The sequence below is a fragment of the Salmonella sp. SAL00672 genome, assembly GCF_046552175.1.
GTDB lineage: Bacteria > Pseudomonadota > Gammaproteobacteria > Enterobacterales > Enterobacteriaceae > Salmonella > Salmonella enterica.
Genome location: NZ_JBGDUQ010000001.1, coordinates 152,023 through 170,255, shown reverse-complemented (window position 1 = coordinate 170,255; position 18,233 = coordinate 152,023). Strand labels below are relative to the sequence as shown.

Sequence of the window (18,233 nt, the reverse complement as noted above, 5' to 3'; positions counted from 1 at the left end):
ATAGCGTGACGTTCCCCGCGCTATTGGGGCAAGCGTGAAATGTAATTAATCGAGCAATGCAAACCGTTACTCATTAATTTCCGTCAATCGCTTCCGATAACTATTCGGCGTAAATGAGGTCATCTTCTTAAACGTTTTAATAAACAGACTTGGACTGCTATACCCGGCTTCATAAGCAATATCCGTAACCGAATAGTTGGTCATTTCCAACTGTTTCTTGGCAAAATTAATGCGAATCTCATTAATGATTTGCATCGGCGTTTTGCTGTAATAACGTCGGGTGGCGCGCGTCAGATACTCCTGGGATTTTGCCGACAGGCGCACCATATTTTCCAGCGCATGTTCGCCAAACTGCGTTTTATCATGCATTATCTCCACGGTTGCTTTCAGCCATTGTGGAATATCATCATAAACCTGCTCTTCGCGGTAATGACGTAAGCGGTTTATAATATAAAATGTCACCACTTCGATAAATTCGTCGAGCCCATTGCCGCGAAAATTCAACGACGCAATCACCGTTTCAATATAGGTAAGGAAGGTGCTATTCGCCCTGTATACCTGCGATGCCACAAAACAAAACGGCAGTAACGGAAGATAATGCTGTTCAAAAAAACGTTTACTAATTCCTACGTTCAGAATACGCGTTGCGCCAAACTCATAGAAACTTTGGTGATTCGACCCCACCGGGATAAAAACAAAATCTCCACGTTCCAGCAGCACACGCTTCCCGTTGATCTCCTGGTAATAACGTCCGGTTAATACCAGGGTAAATTCATAGTAGTCGTGCTGATGCAGCCCGGTGACGCTTTCCGTCTTGTTATAGATAAACACATGGAAATTTTTGCCATTGAAGAGCTGCTGCTCATAAACCGTTTTGATTTCCGTTGCGTTAACCTGTAGCTGCATCATCCGCCCCCTGTTATTTCAGTTTCTCATGGAGCTCAATCAACTCGGCGATCAGTTCACGAGCCAGCATTGATGTCATCAAATGATCCTGAGCGTGAACCAGGACCAGACTGACTTTCATTTTGCCTTCGCCCTGATCGCCTTCGATGAGTTTTGTCTGCACAAGATGCGCTTCATTGAGCGCTATGCGCGACTGGTCCATCATCGCTTTCGCCGCCTCAAAATCACCTTCTTTCGCTTTTCTGAGCGCGCCATATGCCAGGCTACGCGCCTGACCAGAATTGATGATAAGCCCCATAACGACTTCTTCGAGTTCCTCAGCCGCTGTCTGGTTATCTACAACATTTTCAAGATCAAACATAGTCTTTCCTCTGATTCAGCCCGGCATGGCATCCCATGCCGACGCGGAGTTTAGAATTTCAGTGCGTTAGCGATATCTTCTTCGCTTTCTTCCTGCTCGATGGCGTTCTGCGCTTTGTTAGCCACCACCACGAAGGGGAGATAAATCAGGGTAGCGACTGCCAGGTTAAATAGCGCAACCAGCAACGCGGCGACACTGCCGTTGGTGTTAAAGAACGCCCCCAGCCCGGTTGGCATGGTCCACGGCGCAATATTGGTAATCGGCGGAATAATACCCAAATAGTAAGCCACCAGCGTAATCGCCGCCAGAATCGGCTGAACCAGAATGAAGGGGATAAACATCACTGGGTTCATAATAATCGGCAGGCCAAACAGGATGGGTTCGTTAATCTGGAAGATACCTGACGGCAGCGCCAGTTTTGCCACCTGGCGATAGTCCGCGCGACGGGATGCCAGGAAGATAGCGATGATCAGACCCAACGTTGCGCCGCTACCACCGAGGAAGATATAAGAATCCAGCATCGGTTTCGCCCAGATATGGAACGTTTTACCGGCTTCCAGCGCCGCATCGACGGAGCCATACTGCTGGTAAATAGAGATGTTTTCCAGCGCCCAGGGCGTCATGATGCCGCTGTCCAGCGCGGTCAGCGCCAGCGAACCATGAATACCAAAGAACCACAGCAGCGGTACAAAAATGACATATGCCCACCCTACCACGCTACCCAGCGATGCCAGCGGCGTAGAGATAGTGTCCATAATAATCTGATGGAAGTTAGAACCGTAATTAGACAGCGCCCAGGCAATAATCCCCATAATAGAGAGAATAATAAAGCCGGGAATTAATGCTGAGAATGAACGAGACACCGAAGCCGGTACGCTGTCCGGTAGCTTAATCACCCAGTTGCGCCGGACAATAAATGTAAACATCTCCGCGACCACCAGGCCAATAATAATACCGGAGATAATATTTGCACCACCCAGCCAGTTAGCGCCTACGGCATAGGCCTCGCCGACACTATACGGCGTTACGGTCATAAATGCCGCCACGGAGAGCAGTCCGGCGGCCAGCGCATCAACCTTGCGCTCTTCCGCCAGCGCCATGCCGATAAAAAATGGCGCCATGAGCGACATAATGCCCAATGTGCCGTTATAGACGTTCCCGCCGATGCCTTTCAATCCATTAAGAGTTTCAATGGTTGAGGCATCAAGCCGAATACCCATGGAATAAAAAAACGACCCCTCCCCAAAGCTCAGGAAAACGTTATTAATTAATACAAACATCGCCCCCGCAAGGGTTAATGGCATTAAACGAATAAAGCCGTTCTTGATTGCATTAACGTGTGGCTGCTTTCCTATTTTTACAGCAAAAGGAAGGAGTACCTTTTCAAGTGAAGCAATAACGTTACTCATAGAAAAATACCCTTAAATACCGCAATAAAATATTGCGGTTAGTGTATGAAATAACTCTTTGACGGGAAAAATTAAAAAATAATTAATTCGCGGCGGCTTTTTTAATTGCCGCTACCGCAGCTTTAAGCACGCCTAAGCCATCTACCTTGCCGTACAACATTGAATCAATGACTTCTACCGGTTTACCGGGTAATAAACGCTGAATTTCGGGGAGCATATAAGCAATTTGCGGGCCTAATAACACGACGTCCGCTGCCGGGCCTTTTTCACCGGCCAGGGTTTCAGGGAATGCTTCAATAATAACCGGCACTTCATATTTTTCAGCCTGAGCGCGCATTTTTGATACCAGTAACGATGTTGACATGCCCGCAGAACAAAACAGATAAATGTGTTTCTTTTCCATAAAAACCTTCCTCATGTGCGATTATCTGTCAACCAGATACGCCGCAAGCCTCAACCTGCATCCATACTCTGGGCGACTTGCGTAACCGGATTTACTTTTTTAGGTGGCTGAAATGAGTATACGGGATCGGACCGCCGGATGGTATTTCCTTGACCCACTAAATTGTCTCTCATTGACCTGGCGTTATGACCCCCCTCACATTTCGGGCAAATAATTCGCGATAATAAATAAGGTTATGGCAGGCACAAAAAAACCGGCTCGCAGGCCGGTTTCCTTGAATGTTCAGGCAATGTACAGTTGTTACTGCTTCGGCGCCTGTGGGTCAGTGTCGTACTCCGCACAGGTCTGGTAGCCGGAGTTAATCACGTGCCCGGTATCATCCAGCGCAACAAAGTAGGTTTCCGCTTTACCATCACGTTGACCCAGGATGTAGGTCTGACAGGTACCGCGCGCATGAATCATGCTCACTTCAGATGACGGTTTGCCCGCAATCTGCGCAACTTGCGCCCTGCTCATTCCTTTTTTAACATCTTTAACGACAGGCTCAACAAATTGGTCTTTTGTACGATCATACGCCGTACAGCCTGCCAGCATAGTCATTACCGCCGCTGCGCTTAAAATTCCTGCTACGTTCTTGTTCATTTTCCGTCCTCTTGTTTATCAGCGTGTTATGTAAGCCTGGAATACATCAGAATATTTTTCAAGCCGCGCCTCGCCACAAAAAGCCTTTCGGAAAATTCTCTAACGCAGCGATATGTTGTTTTAAACACCGCTTAGCCCGCCAAACCTTGTCGTTTCAGCGGCGAAGGGTTAGCTTTAACAGGGTAAAGATTCATTTTTTTAATGTCGAAGGGGGTTAAATGACTCTGCAGCAAGAGATAATCCAGGCGCTTGGCGCGAAACCGCATATCAACCCTGAAGAAGAAATTCGCCGCAGCGTGGATTTTCTTAAAGCGTACCTGAAAACCTATCCCTTTTTGAAATCGCTGGTGTTAGGCATCAGCGGCGGGCAGGATTCGACGCTGGCCGGGAAACTCAGCCAGATGGCTATCGCCGAATTGCGGGAAGAGACCGGTGATAATGCGCTGCAGTTTATCGCCGTTCGTCTGCCTTATGGCGTACAGGCTGATGAACAGGATTGCCAGGACGCCATTGCTTTTATTCAGCCGGACAGAGTACTCACCGTCAATATTAAAGGCGCCGTCCTCGCCAGCGAACAGGCGCTGCGCGAAGCGGGAATTGAGCTGAGCGATTTTGTTCGCGGCAATGAAAAAGCGCGTGAGCGAATGAAAGCGCAATATAGCATCGCCGGTATGACTCACGGCGTCGTGGTGGGCACCGACCATGCGGCGGAAGCGATAACCGGGTTCTTCACCAAATATGGCGATGGCGGTACCGATATTAACCCGCTTCATCGCCTTAACAAACGCCAGGGCAAACAGCTTCTCGCAGCGCTGGGCTGTCCTGAGCATCTGTATAAAAAAGTCCCCACCGCCGATTTGGAAGACGACCGCCCTTCACTGCCTGATGAAGCCGCGCTGGGCGTAACGTATGACAATATTGACGATTACTTGGAAGGCAAAACGCTGGACCCCGCCATCGCTAAAACTATCGAAGGCTGGTATGTAAAAACTGAACATAAGCGCCGTTTACCGATTACGGTATTCGACGACTTTTGGAAAAGGTAAGCGTACTTCTACTGTTGTGCCGGATATCGCTCGTCTATCCGGCCTCCTCTCTTCCCAGCCTCTTTTTTAATCACCCATCCGCTGTTATACTGGATGAATAACCAGTTAACGGAGATCACTGTGGTACGGCGTCAATCAGCCCCCCGCCTTGAGTTTGAAGCGGCGGCCATTTACGAATATCCAGAACATTTACGTCCTTTCCTCAGCGAAGCGCCAGCCTTACCGGGCGTCTATATATTTCATAGCGAAAGCGATACGCTGCCGCTTTATATCGGTAAAAGCGTGAATATTCGCAGCCGGGTGCTTTCACATCTGCGAACGCCTGACGAGGCCACTATGCTGCGACAGGCGCGGCGGATAAGCTGGATCTGCACCGCTGGGGAAATAGGCGCGTTGCTGCTGGAGGCACGGCTGATCAAAGAACAACAGCCGCTGTTTAACAAGCGGTTACGTCGTAATCGCCAGCTTTGCTCGCTACAGTTGAGCGAACAAAAGATTGAGGTCGTTTCCGCCCGCAGCGTCGATTTTTCCCATGAGCCGAACCTGTTTGGGCTCTTCGCCAACCGTCGGGCGGCGCTGCAAAGCTTACAGAACCTCGCCGATGAACAAAAATTGTGTTATGGCCTGCTGGGGCTTGAACCGGTAAGCCGTGGGCGCGCCTGTTTTCGTTTCGCTCTGAAGCGCTGTGCTGGCGCATGCTGTGGGCAAGAAACCCCGCAGGCGCATTTTCTTCGTCTGCAGGCCTCGCTGGAACGGTTACGTGTGGTTTGCTGGCCCTGGAAAGGCGCTATCGCGTTAAAAGAGAGCCGCCCACAAATGACCCAGTTCCACATTATCAACAACTGGTTATGGCTGGGGGCGGTCCCCTCGCTGGATGAGGCCGCCACCCTGGTGCGCACCCCTGCGGGCTTTGATCAGGATGGCTATAAAATTCTCTGTAAGCCACTAATGTCAGGTCAATATGAGATCATTGAACTGCACACCGACTGTCGCCAGTCATAAAGAAAACCGCCGATCCTGTCCACCTCAACGATTGTGTTGTCGACAAGACCGGCGGTCTTAAATTATGCGGAAAGTTATTCTGCCGCAGCAGGCATTTTACCTTCTTGCGCCGGGCGTTCTGTCAGACGCTTCTCAAAATTAGCGTTATATTGCTTTTTCTGCTCCGGCGTCAGAACGTTATAAATTTTATTCTGGGTTTCCATATGCGCCAGCATATTGGCCTTGCGCTGTGCTTCCATTTTCGTAATTTGCGCTTCGGCTTTGGCTTTATCGAAGGTATCGCTGGCAATAATATCATGCATGGCGCGACGCTCTTCCAGCAGCGGACGTTTCATTTGCTCGCGCTGCGCTTTTATAATGTCGCGAATTTGTTGCTTCTGCGCGTCTGTCAGGTTCAGGTTTTTAAACATCATATCGTGATGTGGGCCAAATTTACCTTTATGCTGCATCATTGGCTTCGCATCCGCTGGCGCGGCGGTGGTAGTCTCAGCGGCATGAGCCAGATTCGCAGCACCCATCGCCAGGGTAGAGGCAACAAATAGAGCAGTCAGTTTACGCATATTTCCATCCTTCCTTTCAGTTATTTTTACGGCATATTTAAAACAGCACCGTGTTGTCGTGATTAACTTTAACTGTCTTAGCGTCAATTAGTCATAACAACGGTAAAACAATGAAAGTATAAAAAACACTTTTTCGCCAATTGTGAAGAAAAAAAGAATAAATTGCGCAGAGTTGAAAGAGAAATATACAACAGCATGATATAGCAGAAATTATGCAGAACTATAACGCAGCAACGCTTATTAATAAAGCAATTCTCCAGGAATAATCCGTAATAGCATGAAACTGTATCCCAAATCATCCCTGTAACCCTAACGTGAGCTTACAGGGACATTTATCAGGGCAGTCTTTCCAGCATTAATCCAGCCCGCAATCCGCAGGCGACAGAGGGATTAGGAAAGAGAACATATTCAACGTCATGCGTCACCGTCACGCGCTTATCCCCCTCCTCGGCCAGCAACGTTCCCTTCGCAAAGACAGTAAAATTCAGCGTTTGCACATCCATATAAAGCGCGAACTTGTCGCTGTGACGCGTGATTTGCGACACCACCCGATAGCGTAGCGGCGGCGAAGACGAGGTTGACGTTTCGACACCGCTCAGCAGCGCCGACAACGCCTGCGAGGTTACATTGAACTGCGTCAGATCGTTTTGCCCAAACGGCAACGCCTTTCCCAACTCCAGCGTACAGGAAAGCGCGCCGAAATGTTCAGAGCTAAAGTGCGTAAACGTACCGCCGGGCGCCTGATGAAATACCAACGCCTCCAGTCCTGCCGCGCCCAGCCACGCCAGAAAATCTGTCTCCCACGGGCGGTCGCGCTGCGGCAATACGCCAAAACGCAAATGATGCGAGCCACGAATGGCGGTATGCAGATCCAGATGCCAGCGTACCCGCGCCTGACCAGAGGAAAAGAAGGTCTCCAGACTTAGCTCCAGCTCACGCGCCCGCCGCGTTTCATCGCTTTCGGCAAAGGACTGCCAACGCCCGCCAAACATACGGTTCATATCGCTGTGACAATAGCGTATTCCCGCCGCCAGCGCCTGCGGATTGCCGAGTACCACCAGCACTCGCCACGTTAACGTCAAGCTGCCTGAGAACAGCGCCGACAGCAGCCTATCCAGCATCTCTACCGGCGCGGTTTCATTACCGTGTATCCCCGCAGAAAGAATTAACGCGCGGTCGACCGGCGCATCGGGCGTGAGTTCAAGCAGACCATGGCCTAACCAGCGCCAGCGAAAACCCGCGCCCTTCCCCTGCGTCACCCGTGGTGTCGTGCCGCTTAGCGTCAACGCCAGAAAGTTATCCATCAGCCGCCCCCGTTTGCTGGAAAGGATAAACCGACCCCAAATCCAGCAGACGCGTTAACACATCCAGCGCCTCCCGGCCTTCTCGCAATAATAACGGATCGGCCAGATCGGCGGCGGTCAGGCGATCGCGATAATAACGATCCGCCCACGCGTTAAGGGCCGTAAACAGAGCGTCATTCATCATTACCGCTGGATTCACCGCCCGTCGTTCTTCTTCTGTTAACACCACGCGTAATCGCAGACAGGCCGGGCCGCCGCCGTTGGCCATACTTTCTCGCAAATCAAACACCTGCATCGCGCTGATGGGGTTATCCTCCGCCACCAGCTTATTCAGATAGCGCCAGACGCCGGCATGGTCCTGACATTCCCGCGGCAACACTAACAGCATTGAGCCGTCGTCACGGCTTAGCAACTGACTATTAAACAGGTAGGTCGCCACAGCATCTGATACAGAAACCTCGCCGGCGGGCACCTCTATCGCCATAAAACCGTCAACGCGCGTACGCAACTGATTAATGAGCACTTTCTGACGGGCAAACGCCGCTTCGTGACAAAACAATACCTGTCGATTCGAAACGGCGATGACATCATTATGGAATACGCCTTGATCGATGACCTCCGGGTTTTGCTGAGCGAAGATAACCTGTTGCGGATTCACCTGATTAAGACGCGCCACGGCCTCGCTGGCTTCGCGGCTCTGGCGCGCCGGATAACGAGCGGGTCGTATTTCATTCTCCTCTTCGCGCCCATAGACAAAAAGCTGCACGCCTGCCGAACCATACTCGCCGCCAAGACGGTTATGATTCGCCGCGCCTTCATCTCCCAATAATGCGACCTGCGGTAACGCGCTATGCACTGAAAACTGACTTTCATCGCGAAATATGGCGCGTAGCAGCGCTTCGGTAACAGGCGCCTCAAGAGCGCGATGAAATTTATTGTTTAAATTCGCCACCGTCAGGTGAACTTTCCCGTCCAGCGCGTCTGCCGATGGGCAAACCGTCGCCGCATTCGCAACCCACATTGGCGACGCGGAACTCACGCTAGAAAGCCAGCGTGGCGCCTGACGCGCAACCTTATCCAGAATCTGCTCATCGCTACCCGTGAAGCCGAGCTGACGCAACGCCGGAATAAAAGGCCGCTCATGCGGCGGGATCACCGCCTGGGGAAAGCCGGCATCCGCCAAAGCCTTCATCTTTAGCAGCCCCTGCTTTACCGCCAGACGAGGATTCGACATCTGAAAACGGTGGCGGGTCGATGCCTCATTGCCGAAGGATAGCCCGGCATAATGGTGCGTAAGCCCCACCAGCCCGTCAAAATTAACTTCATGCGCCGTCATACCGCCTCCCTGCGAGAAAAGTCGAGGCCGGGGCTTAATGTCGCAGGCAACGTCAGTTCGGGAGATTCCAGACTGGCCATCGGCCAGGCGCAATAATCGGCGGCATACCAGGCGCTGGGTCGATGGTTGCCAGACGCGCCGACACCACCAAACGGCGCAGTACTCGCTGCCCCGGTGAGCGGTTTATTCCAGTTAACGATCCCTGCCCGCGCCTCCAGCAAGAGCTGTTCGAACTGCGCGCGATCCGTCGACACCAGCCCACACGACAGACCAAAACGGGTATTATTCGCCAGACGAATCGCCTCATCGAAATGCGCATAACGCCAGACGTTCAGCAGCGGACCAAACACCTCTTCATCCGGCACATCCGCGACGCCCGTCAGCTCAATGATGCCAGGCGTCAGCAGAGAGGTTCCCTCTTTGACCTTCCGCGGCGCCAGTAACGTGCGCCCGCCTAATGCCTCTCGTTGACGCCAGGCCTCCATCACATGCTGTGCCGCCTGCGCTGAAATCAGTCCGCCGATAAACGGCTGCGGATCGTCGTCCCATCTGCCGGGCTGCAGACGTCCGGCGATGTCAACCAGCCGCGCCAGAAATGCATCTCCCTGCGCACCCTGTTTTACCAGAAGGCGTCGCGCGCAGGTACAGCGCTGTCCGGCGGTAATAAACGCCGATTGCAGCGTCAGATGTACCGCCGCATCTATATTTGCCACATCCTCAATAATGAGCGGGTTGTTTCCGCCCATTTCAAGAGCCAGGATTTTTTCCGGCTGGCCGGATAGCTGGCGATGAAGCTGATATCCGGTACTGGCGCTGCCGGTAAACAGCAGTCCGTCGAGATCGTCGAGCGAACTTAGCGCTTGTCCGGTCTCCCGGCCGCCCTGCACCAGATTAAGAACGCCTGCCGGTAGCCCCGCCCGTTCCCAGAGTTTTATTACCGTTTCCCCGGTCCATGGCGTTAGCTCGCTAGGTTTGAAGATCAGCGTATTGCCTGCCAGCAACGCGGGCACAATATGGCCATTCGGTAAATGGCCGGGAAAGTTATAAGGGCCGAATACCGCCAGCACACCGTGAGGACGATGGCGCAACGTCGCGGCGCCATCGACAAGTTCGCTTTTTTGTGCACCTGTTCTGGCGTGGTAAGCCTTAATCGAGATGGCAATCTTATTGATCATCGCCGTCACTTCCGTCGCCGCCTCCCAGCGCGGTTTACCGGTTTCACGCGCGATGACCTCCGTGAGATCGGCTTTATGCGCCTCCAGCAGGGCGGCAAATTTCTCTACGATAGCCTGTCGTGCCGCAAAAGGCTGTCTGGCCCAACAAGGAAACGCCGCGCGCGCCGCCTGACAGGCCTCGGCGACCTGTGCCGCATTAGCGTCATTCCCCTGCCAAAGTATCTCCGCACTCACCGGATTCGTTTTGCGGCGGCGTTCGCCCTGACCGGTTATCCAGTCGCCGTTTATCCATAGCGTCATACGGTTTTCTCCTCAGCGCAAAGGCGTACCAGCCGAACGTGGTCGCCCGCGCGACATTTCAGCGCATCCAACTGCGCTGCGGTAAGTACAAGTCGTGAAGTCTGCGGATCGGCACGCACCAGCGCGGCCCGAAAGTGGTGATAGTTTTCATTGGCGACCAGACATGCCGGATAGTCGCCAGGCGCGGGTTGCCCTTCCGCGACTTCCACCAGTCGGCTTTTACGAATAGCCCGCACGCGGTCAATATCACACTCCAGCGTCGGCCCACCGTCGAAGATGTCGATATAGTGGCGATAGCGAAAGCCTTCCTTTTCCAGCACCGCGCGGGCTGGCGCAGTTTGCGGGTGGACTTCGCCAATCACGGCCTGTGCCTCTTCAGATAAGAAGTGGGTATAAATAGGATGTTTGGGCATCAGCTCGGCGATAAACGCTTTTTGCCCGGTACCGCATAAAAAATCCGCCCGGCTGAAATCCATAGAAAAAAAGCGTTTGCCGAGACTTTGCCAGAAGGGAGAATAACCGTGCTCGTCAATGACGCCGCGCATTTCCGCCACCACTTTCTCATTGAATTTATCGCGAAACGCGGCCATAAACATAAAGCGCGATTTTGACAACAGGTAGCCGTTACCCTCTTTACGCCATTCGGGATCGAGAAACAGCGTGCAAAGCTCACTGCTGCCAGTGTGATCATTACTCAGGAATAATGTTGGCAACGCGTTATATACATTCAGCTCTTTGGAGGCATGAACCAGCGTACCGACACGATAGTTATACCAGGGGTCATTAAGGCCGACCGCGACCTCAATGGCGCAGATCCCGCCGACCTCACCCGTTTCACTGTCCTCGAGAACGAATACATACCCTTGTTCGCCTTTTGGCAGCTCGCCGGACCAGGTTTTTAGCGCGCGTTCAATGCGGGCCGCCAGCGTCGCTTCATTTGCCGGTAGCGAGGTTAAGCCGCCGCCCGTTTTGCCTGCAAGCTGCATCAGCGCGGCGATATCCGCATGTTCGACAGGACGAATCACCCGCATGGTGCGCCTCCCGTCTGAAGGCGTTCGCACGCCAGGGCAAAACGATCAAGCCCGGTGGCTATCTCCTCGTCGCTCACATTTAACGCTGGCGCAAAACGCACCACGTCGCCGCCGGCGATGAGTACCATCACACCTGCTTTTGCCGCTTCCTGAGCGATGAGTTTGGCTTTTCCGGCAAACTCCGTCTGTAGCACACAGCCAAGCAGTAGCCCCAGCCCGCGAATTTCACTGAACATGCCAAAACGTACATTAATGGTATTTAGACGTTCAATAAACGCATCGTGGCGCTGTCTGACGCCGTTTTGCATCTCCGGCGTATTGATGATATCCAGTACTTTTCCGGCAACTGCTGTCGCCAGCGGATTACCGCCGTAGGTGGTACCATGCGTGCCTGGCGTCATGACGCTGGCATAGTCTTGCGTGGTCAGCATCGCGCCGATCGGGAAGCCGCCACCCAACGCTTTAGCAGTCGTCAGGATATCGGGCGTAACGCCATAATGCATATATGCATACAGTTCGCCGGTACGTCCGACGCCCGTCTGCACCTCATCAAAAATCAGTAACGCCTGATGCCGGTCGCACAATTCACGCAGCCCCTGCAAAAAAGCTTTCGTGGCAGGGATCACGCCGCCCTCGCCCTGCACAGGCTCTACGATCACGGCGCAGGTATTGTCATCAATGAGCGCGCTGGCGGAGTTCAGATCGTTATAGGCTGCATGACGAATATCCGGCGGCAGCGGCGCAAAGTCCTGTGAATAGGTGGGTTGACCGCCAGCGCTGACGGTAAAGAGCGTGCGACCATGGAACGCGTTTTTAAAGGCCACAATGCCGCTTTTATGATTGCCGATACGATCGTGGGCATATTTGCGCGCCAGTTTTAACGCTGCTTCATTTGCTTCAGCGCCTGAATTACAAAAGAAAACGCGTTCGGCGAAGGTCGCGTCGATCAGTTTTTTCGCCAGTCGCAGCGCCGGTTCATTGGTGTAACCGTTCCCGGTATGCCAGAAGCGATTCGCCTGTTCATTTAACGCCTCGCGCAGCGCCGGATGCGCATGTCCCAATGCGTTGACCGCGATCCCGCCAGCAAAATCAATGTACTCTTTCCCCTGCTGATCCCACAGGCGTGAGCCTTCTCCGCGTACAGGAATAAAAGGCGCGGGAACGTATACTGGCACCATCCATTCATCAAAGTTTTCACGCGTAACTGACAGAGACATAGCGACCTCTTTTGGTAAAAATAAAGTTATTTATATGTTAATTAATATGAGTGTTTGCGCTGTAAATGTAGATTGCAGCATTCGTGCCAGCCAGCGTTAACATTGCATAAACAGAGGTGATAAACGGTAAATCAATGGGTTACAGCGTAGCGATATTCACTTTTACTGCATGAAAAGTGAATATTCCCGCATAATCGGTGACTAAAAAGAGGAAAAAGCGAAATATTATTCAGTTGCCAAATATAATTCTGGAATTGTGATCTTATACGAAATTTACTGGAAATTACCGCCCCGTTCTGGCGCATCTGCACGCAAACCGTGCCATTTTCGCGCTATAGAAAACACCATACGCTTCCATTGGCCGAATCTGACGATGAGTGGCAGTCACCCGGTAAAATTTCTGTTACCATCCCAACACGATTCACCTTGCAAAGTGGCAGTGACTATGAAATTTGTCTCTTTTAATATCAACGGCCTGCGCGCCCGTCCCCATCAGCTTGAAGCGATTGTCGAAAAACACCAGCCCGATGTGATCGGTCTACAGGAGACAAAAGTCCACGACGAAATGTTCCCGCTCGAAGAGGTCGCGAAGCTGGGCTATAACGTTTTCTATCATGGACAAAAGGGCCATTACGGCGTCGCGCTGCTAACAAAAGCCACGCCCATTTCCGTCAGACGCGGTTTCCCGGATGATGGCGAAGAGGCGCAACGCCGCATTATCATGGCGGAAATCCCCTCGCCGCTGGGTAATATCACCGTCATTAACGGCTATTTCCCGCAGGGGGAAAGCCGGGATCATCCGTTGAAGTTCCCCGCGAAAGCGCAGTTTTATCAGAACTTGCAAAACTATCTTGAAACGGAACTCAAGTGCGATAATCCGGTATTAATTATGGGCGACATGAATATCAGCCCGACCGATCTGGATATTGGCATCGGCGAAGAAAACCGCAAACGCTGGCTGCGTACCGGTAAATGCTCCTTCCTGCCGGAGGAGCGTGAATGGATGTCACGGTTACTGAAGTGGGGATTAGTGGACACGTTCCGTCAGGCGAATCCGCAAACGATGGATAAATTTTCGTGGTTTGATTACCGCTCAAAAGGTTTCGTGGATAATCGCGGACTGCGCATTGACCTCTTGCTGGCAAGCGCTCCGCTGGCGGAACGTTGCGCAGAAACCGGTATAGACTACGACATTCGCAGTATGGAAAAACCCTCCGACCATGCGCCGGTCTGGGCGACGTTTCGGGTTTGATTCCGCTTTCTGATTAACCGTAAGGCCGGGATAGCGCGACGCTTCCCGGCAGGAATAACGACCTTAACGACAATGATAAAAAAACTCGATGTTGTTGCCGCCATCATTGAACGCGACGGCAAAATACTGCTGGCCCAGCGCCCAGCTCATGCGGATCAAGCCGGTTTATGGGAATTTGCCGGCGGTAAAGTCGAACCCGGCGAAACCCAGCCGCAGGCGCTTATCCGCGAGCTACGCGAAGAGTTAGGGATTGACGCCACGCCCGGCGTCTATATCGCCAGCCATCAACGCGACGTGTCTGGCCGACGAATTCATTTGCACGCCTGGCATGTGCCTGCGTTTAACGGTCTGATACGTGCGCTGGAACATCAGGCATTAGCCTGGTGTACGCCGGAAGAGGCGCTGGAGTACCCCCTCGCCCCGGCGGATATTCCGCTATTGCAGGCGTTTATGGCTTTACGCGACGCCAGACTAACGGATTCGTGCTGATGGTTTTTTCGTCACGCTGGCACTGGAGCAAGACGCCTTCCACTTTTATTACCGCGCCTTCGGAGTAATTCTGATCCTGGTAAACGCAGCACTGAATGCAGGGCTGGGACGACTGACCGCGCGTGCTGAAAACTTCCGGCGGGACATTCACCTGAATATCAGGACGACTGTTCTGGTTTGCCAGCCCGACCATTGGCATTATCGCCATCACGGCGACCACGAGGCTTCGGCGCATAGGATTTCCTTATTTTTCTAAGTATATTCTCAGTATAACGGTAAGCCGCCGTGAAAACTTTAATCCTCTTTTGTCATCGCTTTTAGTTATGACCCTCGCCCCGTTATGAATTTACTTAGCAGCGTCATTTTTTTCTTGCTTACCGTCACATTGCTGATGGTATAGTCGAAAACTGCAAATACATATTCTGATAAAACGCAAATACAACCACATTAATATATAAGAGGTTTTTATATCTATGGATCAGACATGTTCTCTGGAATCGTTCCTCAACCATGTACAAAAGCGCGACCCGCATCAAACCGAGTTCGCGCAAGCCGTCCGTGAAGTCATGACCACCCTGTGGCCGTTTCTTGAACAAAACCCCCGTTACCGCCACATGTCTTTACTGGAACGTTTGGTTGAACCAGAGCGCGTAATCCAGTTTCGCGTAGTGTGGCTGGACGACAAAAACCAGGTGCAGGTAAATCGCGCCTGGCGCGTGCAGTTCAACTCTGCTATCGGCCCCTATAAAGGCGGTATGCGCTTCCATCCTTCGGTAAACCTTTCCATCCTTAAGTTCCTCGGCTTTGAGCAAACCTTTAAAAATGCCCTCACCACGTTGCCGATGGGCGGCGGTAAAGGCGGCAGCGATTTCGATCCGAAAGGGAAAAGCGAAGGCGAAGTGATGCGTTTCTGCCAGGCGCTGATGACTGAACTGTATCGCCATTTAGGGCCGGATACCGACGTGCCTGCCGGGGATATCGGCGTGGGCGGGCGCGAAGTGGGCTTTATGGCGGGAATGATGCGCAAGCTTTCCAATAACAGCTCCTGCGTCTTCACCGGCAAAGGGCTTTCCTTCGGCGGCAGCCTGATTCGCCCGGAGGCGACGGGCTATGGCCTGGTCTACTTTACCGAAGCGATGCTTAAACGTCATGGTCTCGGTTTCGAAGGGATGCGCGTCGCCGTGTCCGGCTCCGGCAACGTAGCGCAATACGCCATTGAGAAAGCGATGGCCTTTGGCGCGCGCGTGGTTACCGCGTCGGATTCGAGCGGGACGGTGGTCGATGAAAGTGGCTTCACGCCAGAGAAGCTGGCGCGTCTGTGTGAAATTAAAGCCAGCCGTGACGGTCGCGTCGCTGACTACGCCCGTGAGTTTGGCTTAACCTATCTGGAAGGCCAGCAGCCCTGGAGCGTACCGGTGGATATCGCCCTGCCATGCGCGACGCAGAACGAACTGGACGTTGACGCCGCGCGCGTACTGATTGCCAATGGCGTAAAAGCCGTGGCGGAAGGGGCAAATATGCCAACCACGATTGAAGCGACCGATCTCTTCCTTGAAGCGGGCGTACTGTTTGCGCCGGGTAAAGCCGCCAACGCGGGCGGCGTGGCGACATCGGGGCTGGAAATGGCGCAGAACGCCGCGCGGTTGAGCTGGAAAGCCGAGAAAGTGGACGCCCGTCTGCATCACATTATGCTGGATATCCACCACGCCTGTGTCGAGTACGGCGGCGACAATAAGCATACCAACTACGTTCAGGGCGCCAACATCGCCGGTTTCGTGAAAGTCGCCGACGCCATGCTGGCGCAGGGCGTCATTTAATCCCGTCGTCAGGCCAGATAGCTTTACGCTTATTCGGTCTGACGGCCTGTCTCCTCAGCAGGCGGGCTTTTTTTGCCCGCTCGCTTACGCGGCGCGCTCTTTTTCTTGTCTCCACCGCCTGGCGCGACTATCCCTCTGAAGCGCTTCACCGGCGTGCGCTTAGCCTGCTCGATCAGCTGATATAACGTGCCGACCAGCGGTTGCATGAAATCCTGGTAACGGCACTGCTTTTCGCTGATTTGCGTCAAAACAGATTCCCAGTGCGCGGTCATATCTGGACGGGCCGCCATTTCCGGCAGCGAATGTATTAACGCTTTGCCAGCATCGGTAGAATGAATGTAGCGCCCTTTTTTGGTCAGAAAGCTACGTTTGAACAGCAGCTCGATAATCCCGGCGCGCGTGGCTTCCGTCCCCAGCCCATCGGTCGCGCGCAGGATCTTTTTCAGATCTTTATCCTGCACGAAGCGGGCAATTCCGGTCATCGCGGAAAGCAATGTCGCATCAGTAAAATGACGCGGCGGCTGGGTTTGGCGCTCGACCACTTCCCCCTTTTCACACAGCAACTCATCACCTTTGGCGACAACCGGCAGCGGCGTACCGTCGTTTTCCTCGTCGCGCTCTTTACTGCCCAGTAACGTCCGCCAACCGGCCTCCGCCAGAAAACGCGCTTTGGCGACAAATTTCCCTTTGGCGATTTCCAGTTCAATAACGCATTTACGAAACACCGCGTCCGGGCAGAACTGCATCAGATACTGACGCGCAATCAGGGTGTACACTTTCGCTTCGTTTTCCGTCAGATGGACAGAAGAACTGCGCGCCGTCGGGATAATCGCGTGGTGCGCATCCACTTTTTTGTCATCCCAGCAGCGATTGCGCGTATCAGGATTAACCACAGGCTGCGGCAGTAAATCCGGGGCGTGGACGCTAATCGCGTTCATGACCGCCTGCCGTCCGGCAAAGTGTTCTTCCGGCAGATAACGGCAGTCGGAACGCGGATAGGTAATCAGTTTGTGGGTTTCATAGAGCTTCTGACAAATATCAAGCACATTTTGCGCGCTCAGGCCAAAGCGTTTGGCGGCTTCAATCTGTAGCGTCGAGAGCGAAAACGGCAGCGGCGCGGATTCTGATTCCCGTTTATCATTATAACTGGTTACCAGCGCGGGCTGACCGTTGATTCGGTTCACTACATGCTCCGCCAGCGGACGATGAAGCAAGCGCCCCTCTTCATCCTGATAAGGTTCGCACGCCTCGCTCGGCTGCCAGATAGCGGTAAAACGCTCGTCGGCAGGCGTAACGATGTGCGCCTTCACTTCAAAGAAGTCTTTGGCGACGAAGTTCTCAATCTCTTCGTCTCGCCGCACCACCAGCCCCAGTACCGGCGTCTGCACGCGTCCCACGGATAACACGCCCTGATAGCCGGCATTACGGCCCAGGATCGTGTAAGCGCGGGTCATATTAATGCCATACAGCCAGTCCGCTCGCGCTCGCGCCAGCGCGGAGACGCACAGCGGCACGAAGTCGCTGTTCGCCCGCAGCCTGTCAATAGCACGCTCGACCGCCTGCGGGTTAAGGTCGTTTATCAGACAACGCCGCACCTGCTGGCGCTTTTCGGCAGGAAGCTGGAGATAATCCAGCACTTCATCAACCAGAAGCTGCCCTTCGCGATCCGGGTCGCCGGCGTGAATAATTTCACCGGCTTGATGCAAAAAGCGCTTAATCACATTGAGCTGTTTGGTGACGGAAGGACGAGGCTGAAGCTGCCATTTTTCCGGCACGATAGGCAGGTCAGCCAGATTCCAGCGCGCATAACGGCTGTCATACGCATCGGGCTGCGCCTGTTCCAGCAAATGACCAATACACCAGGTGACGACCTGCCCGTTTCCGCACTCAATAAAACCATCGCCTTTACGGTGCGGTTTTGGCAGCACATCCGCAATGGCGCGCCCCAGACTCGGTTTTTCGGCAATAAACAACCGCATCAGG

At 53.2% G+C, this 18,233-nt stretch carries 18 protein-coding genes; 5 read left to right on the top strand and 13 right to left on the bottom strand.

Annotated features, from left to right (window positions below):
• Positions 1–66: 66 nt before the first annotated feature.
• The 5 genes from chbR to osmE all read right to left on the bottom strand — a co-directional run bounded on the left by chbR (position 67) and on the right by osmE (position 3,721).
• On the bottom strand, positions 67–909 hold the full coding sequence (chbR, locus tag ACLJTG_RS00915; protein ID WP_000983393.1) for a transcriptional regulator ChbR: 843 nt from the start codon (positions 907–909) through the stop codon (positions 67–69).
• 10 nt (positions 910–919) lie between these two features.
• Positions 920–1,267: a PTS N,N'-diacetylchitobiose transporter subunit IIA gene (chbA, locus tag ACLJTG_RS00910; RefSeq protein WP_000459883.1), complete on the bottom strand. Its 348-nt coding sequence runs from the start codon at positions 1,265–1,267 to the stop codon at positions 920–922.
• 50 nt (positions 1,268–1,317) lie between these two features.
• A complete protein-coding gene (chbC, locus tag ACLJTG_RS00905; protein WP_000073063.1) occupies positions 1,318–2,676 on the bottom strand; it encodes a PTS N,N'-diacetylchitobiose transporter subunit IIC in 1,359 nt (452 codons plus the stop codon).
• 82 nt (positions 2,677–2,758) lie between these two features.
• Positions 2,759–3,079: a PTS N,N'-diacetylchitobiose transporter subunit IIB gene (chbB, locus tag ACLJTG_RS00900; protein ID WP_000412161.1), complete on the bottom strand. Its 321-nt coding sequence runs from the start codon at positions 3,077–3,079 to the stop codon at positions 2,759–2,761.
• Between the two features lie 300 nt (positions 3,080–3,379).
• On the bottom strand, positions 3,380–3,721 hold the full coding sequence (gene osmE / locus ACLJTG_RS00895; RefSeq protein WP_001039301.1) for an osmotically-inducible lipoprotein OsmE: 342 nt from the start codon (positions 3,719–3,721) through the stop codon (positions 3,380–3,382).
• Positions 3,722–3,939: 218 nt separating this feature from the next.
• Here osmE and nadE point away from each other — a divergent pair, with 218 nt between their 5' ends.
• On the top strand, positions 3,940–4,767 hold the full coding sequence (gene nadE, locus ACLJTG_RS00890) for an ammonia-dependent NAD(+) synthetase (RefSeq protein WP_000174981.1): 828 nt from the start codon (positions 3,940–3,942) through the stop codon (positions 4,765–4,767).
• A 120-nt stretch (positions 4,768–4,887) separates the two neighbouring features.
• Entirely contained in the window at positions 4,888–5,769 is an 882-nt protein-coding gene (cho, locus tag ACLJTG_RS00885) for an excinuclease Cho (protein WP_410958875.1), read from the top strand.
• Positions 5,770–5,843: 74 nt separating this feature from the next.
• Here the strand turns inward: cho and spy are convergent, their stop codons facing one another.
• From spy to ACLJTG_RS00855, 6 genes are all read right to left on the bottom strand, one after another.
• The gene (spy, locus tag ACLJTG_RS00880; RefSeq protein ID WP_001228996.1) at positions 5,844–6,329 is read right to left on the bottom strand and encodes an ATP-independent periplasmic protein-refolding chaperone Spy; all 486 of its coding nucleotides are present in this window, start codon (positions 6,327–6,329) and stop codon (positions 5,844–5,846) included.
• A gap of 335 nt (positions 6,330–6,664) precedes the next feature.
• Positions 6,665–7,633, bottom strand: coding sequence for a succinylglutamate desuccinylase (astE, locus tag ACLJTG_RS00875; RefSeq protein WP_000368456.1), 969 nt, complete (start codon positions 7,631–7,633; stop codon positions 6,665–6,667).
• Positions 7,626–8,969 carry an N-succinylarginine dihydrolase gene (gene astB, locus ACLJTG_RS00870; RefSeq protein WP_000123931.1) on the bottom strand — a complete coding sequence of 448 codons (1,344 nt, stop codon included), beginning with the start codon at positions 8,967–8,969 and terminating at the stop codon, positions 7,626–7,628. The genes astE and astB overlap by 8 nt, the downstream gene beginning before the upstream one ends.
• Complete coding sequence (astD, locus tag ACLJTG_RS00865; RefSeq protein ID WP_000177260.1) at positions 8,966–10,444, bottom strand: succinylglutamate-semialdehyde dehydrogenase; 1,479 nt, start codon at positions 10,442–10,444, stop codon at positions 8,966–8,968. Before astD ends, astB begins: the two co-directional genes overlap by 4 nt.
• Positions 10,441–11,475, bottom strand: a complete 1,035-nt coding sequence (astA, locus tag ACLJTG_RS00860) for an arginine N-succinyltransferase (protein WP_001263889.1) — start codon at positions 11,473–11,475, stop codon at positions 10,441–10,443. The genes astD and astA overlap by 4 nt, the downstream gene beginning before the upstream one ends.
• Positions 11,466–12,692, bottom strand: coding sequence for an aspartate aminotransferase family protein (locus ACLJTG_RS00855; RefSeq protein WP_000059496.1), 1,227 nt, complete (start codon positions 12,690–12,692; stop codon positions 11,466–11,468). Before ACLJTG_RS00855 ends, astA begins: the two co-directional genes overlap by 10 nt.
• 445 nt (positions 12,693–13,137) lie before the next feature.
• Between ACLJTG_RS00855 and xthA the strand changes: the two genes are divergently transcribed.
• Together xthA and ACLJTG_RS00845 are read left to right on the top strand one after the other, a co-directional pair.
• Positions 13,138–13,944 carry an exodeoxyribonuclease III gene (gene xthA / locus ACLJTG_RS00850; RefSeq protein WP_000673954.1) on the top strand — a complete coding sequence of 269 codons (807 nt, stop codon included), beginning with the start codon at positions 13,138–13,140 and terminating at the stop codon, positions 13,942–13,944.
• A gap of 72 nt (positions 13,945–14,016) precedes the next feature.
• Positions 14,017–14,433: a pyrimidine (deoxy)nucleoside triphosphate diphosphatase gene (locus tag ACLJTG_RS00845; protein ID WP_000592136.1), complete on the top strand. Its 417-nt coding sequence runs from the start codon at positions 14,017–14,019 to the stop codon at positions 14,431–14,433.
• Here the strand turns inward: ACLJTG_RS00845 and ACLJTG_RS00840 are convergent.
• Positions 14,393–14,668, bottom strand: a complete 276-nt coding sequence (locus tag ACLJTG_RS00840; RefSeq protein WP_001254682.1) for a YnjH family protein — start codon at positions 14,666–14,668, stop codon at positions 14,393–14,395. The genes ACLJTG_RS00845 and ACLJTG_RS00840 overlap by 41 nt on opposite strands.
• A 238-nt stretch (positions 14,669–14,906) precedes the next feature.
• On the opposite strand from ACLJTG_RS00840, the gene gdhA reads away from it, so the two are divergent.
• The gene (gene gdhA / locus ACLJTG_RS00835; RefSeq protein ID WP_000372869.1) at positions 14,907–16,250 is read left to right on the top strand and encodes an NADP-specific glutamate dehydrogenase; all 1,344 of its coding nucleotides are present in this window, start codon (positions 14,907–14,909) and stop codon (positions 16,248–16,250) included.
• Between the two features lie 29 nt (positions 16,251–16,279).
• On the opposite strand, the gene topB is transcribed toward gdhA, so the two are convergent.
• Positions 16,280–18,229 (bottom strand): DNA topoisomerase III, encoded by a 1,950-nt coding sequence (topB, locus tag ACLJTG_RS00830; protein WP_001235866.1) that lies wholly within the window; start codon positions 18,227–18,229, stop codon positions 16,280–16,282.
• Between the last annotated feature and the right edge of the window lie 4 nt (positions 18,230–18,233).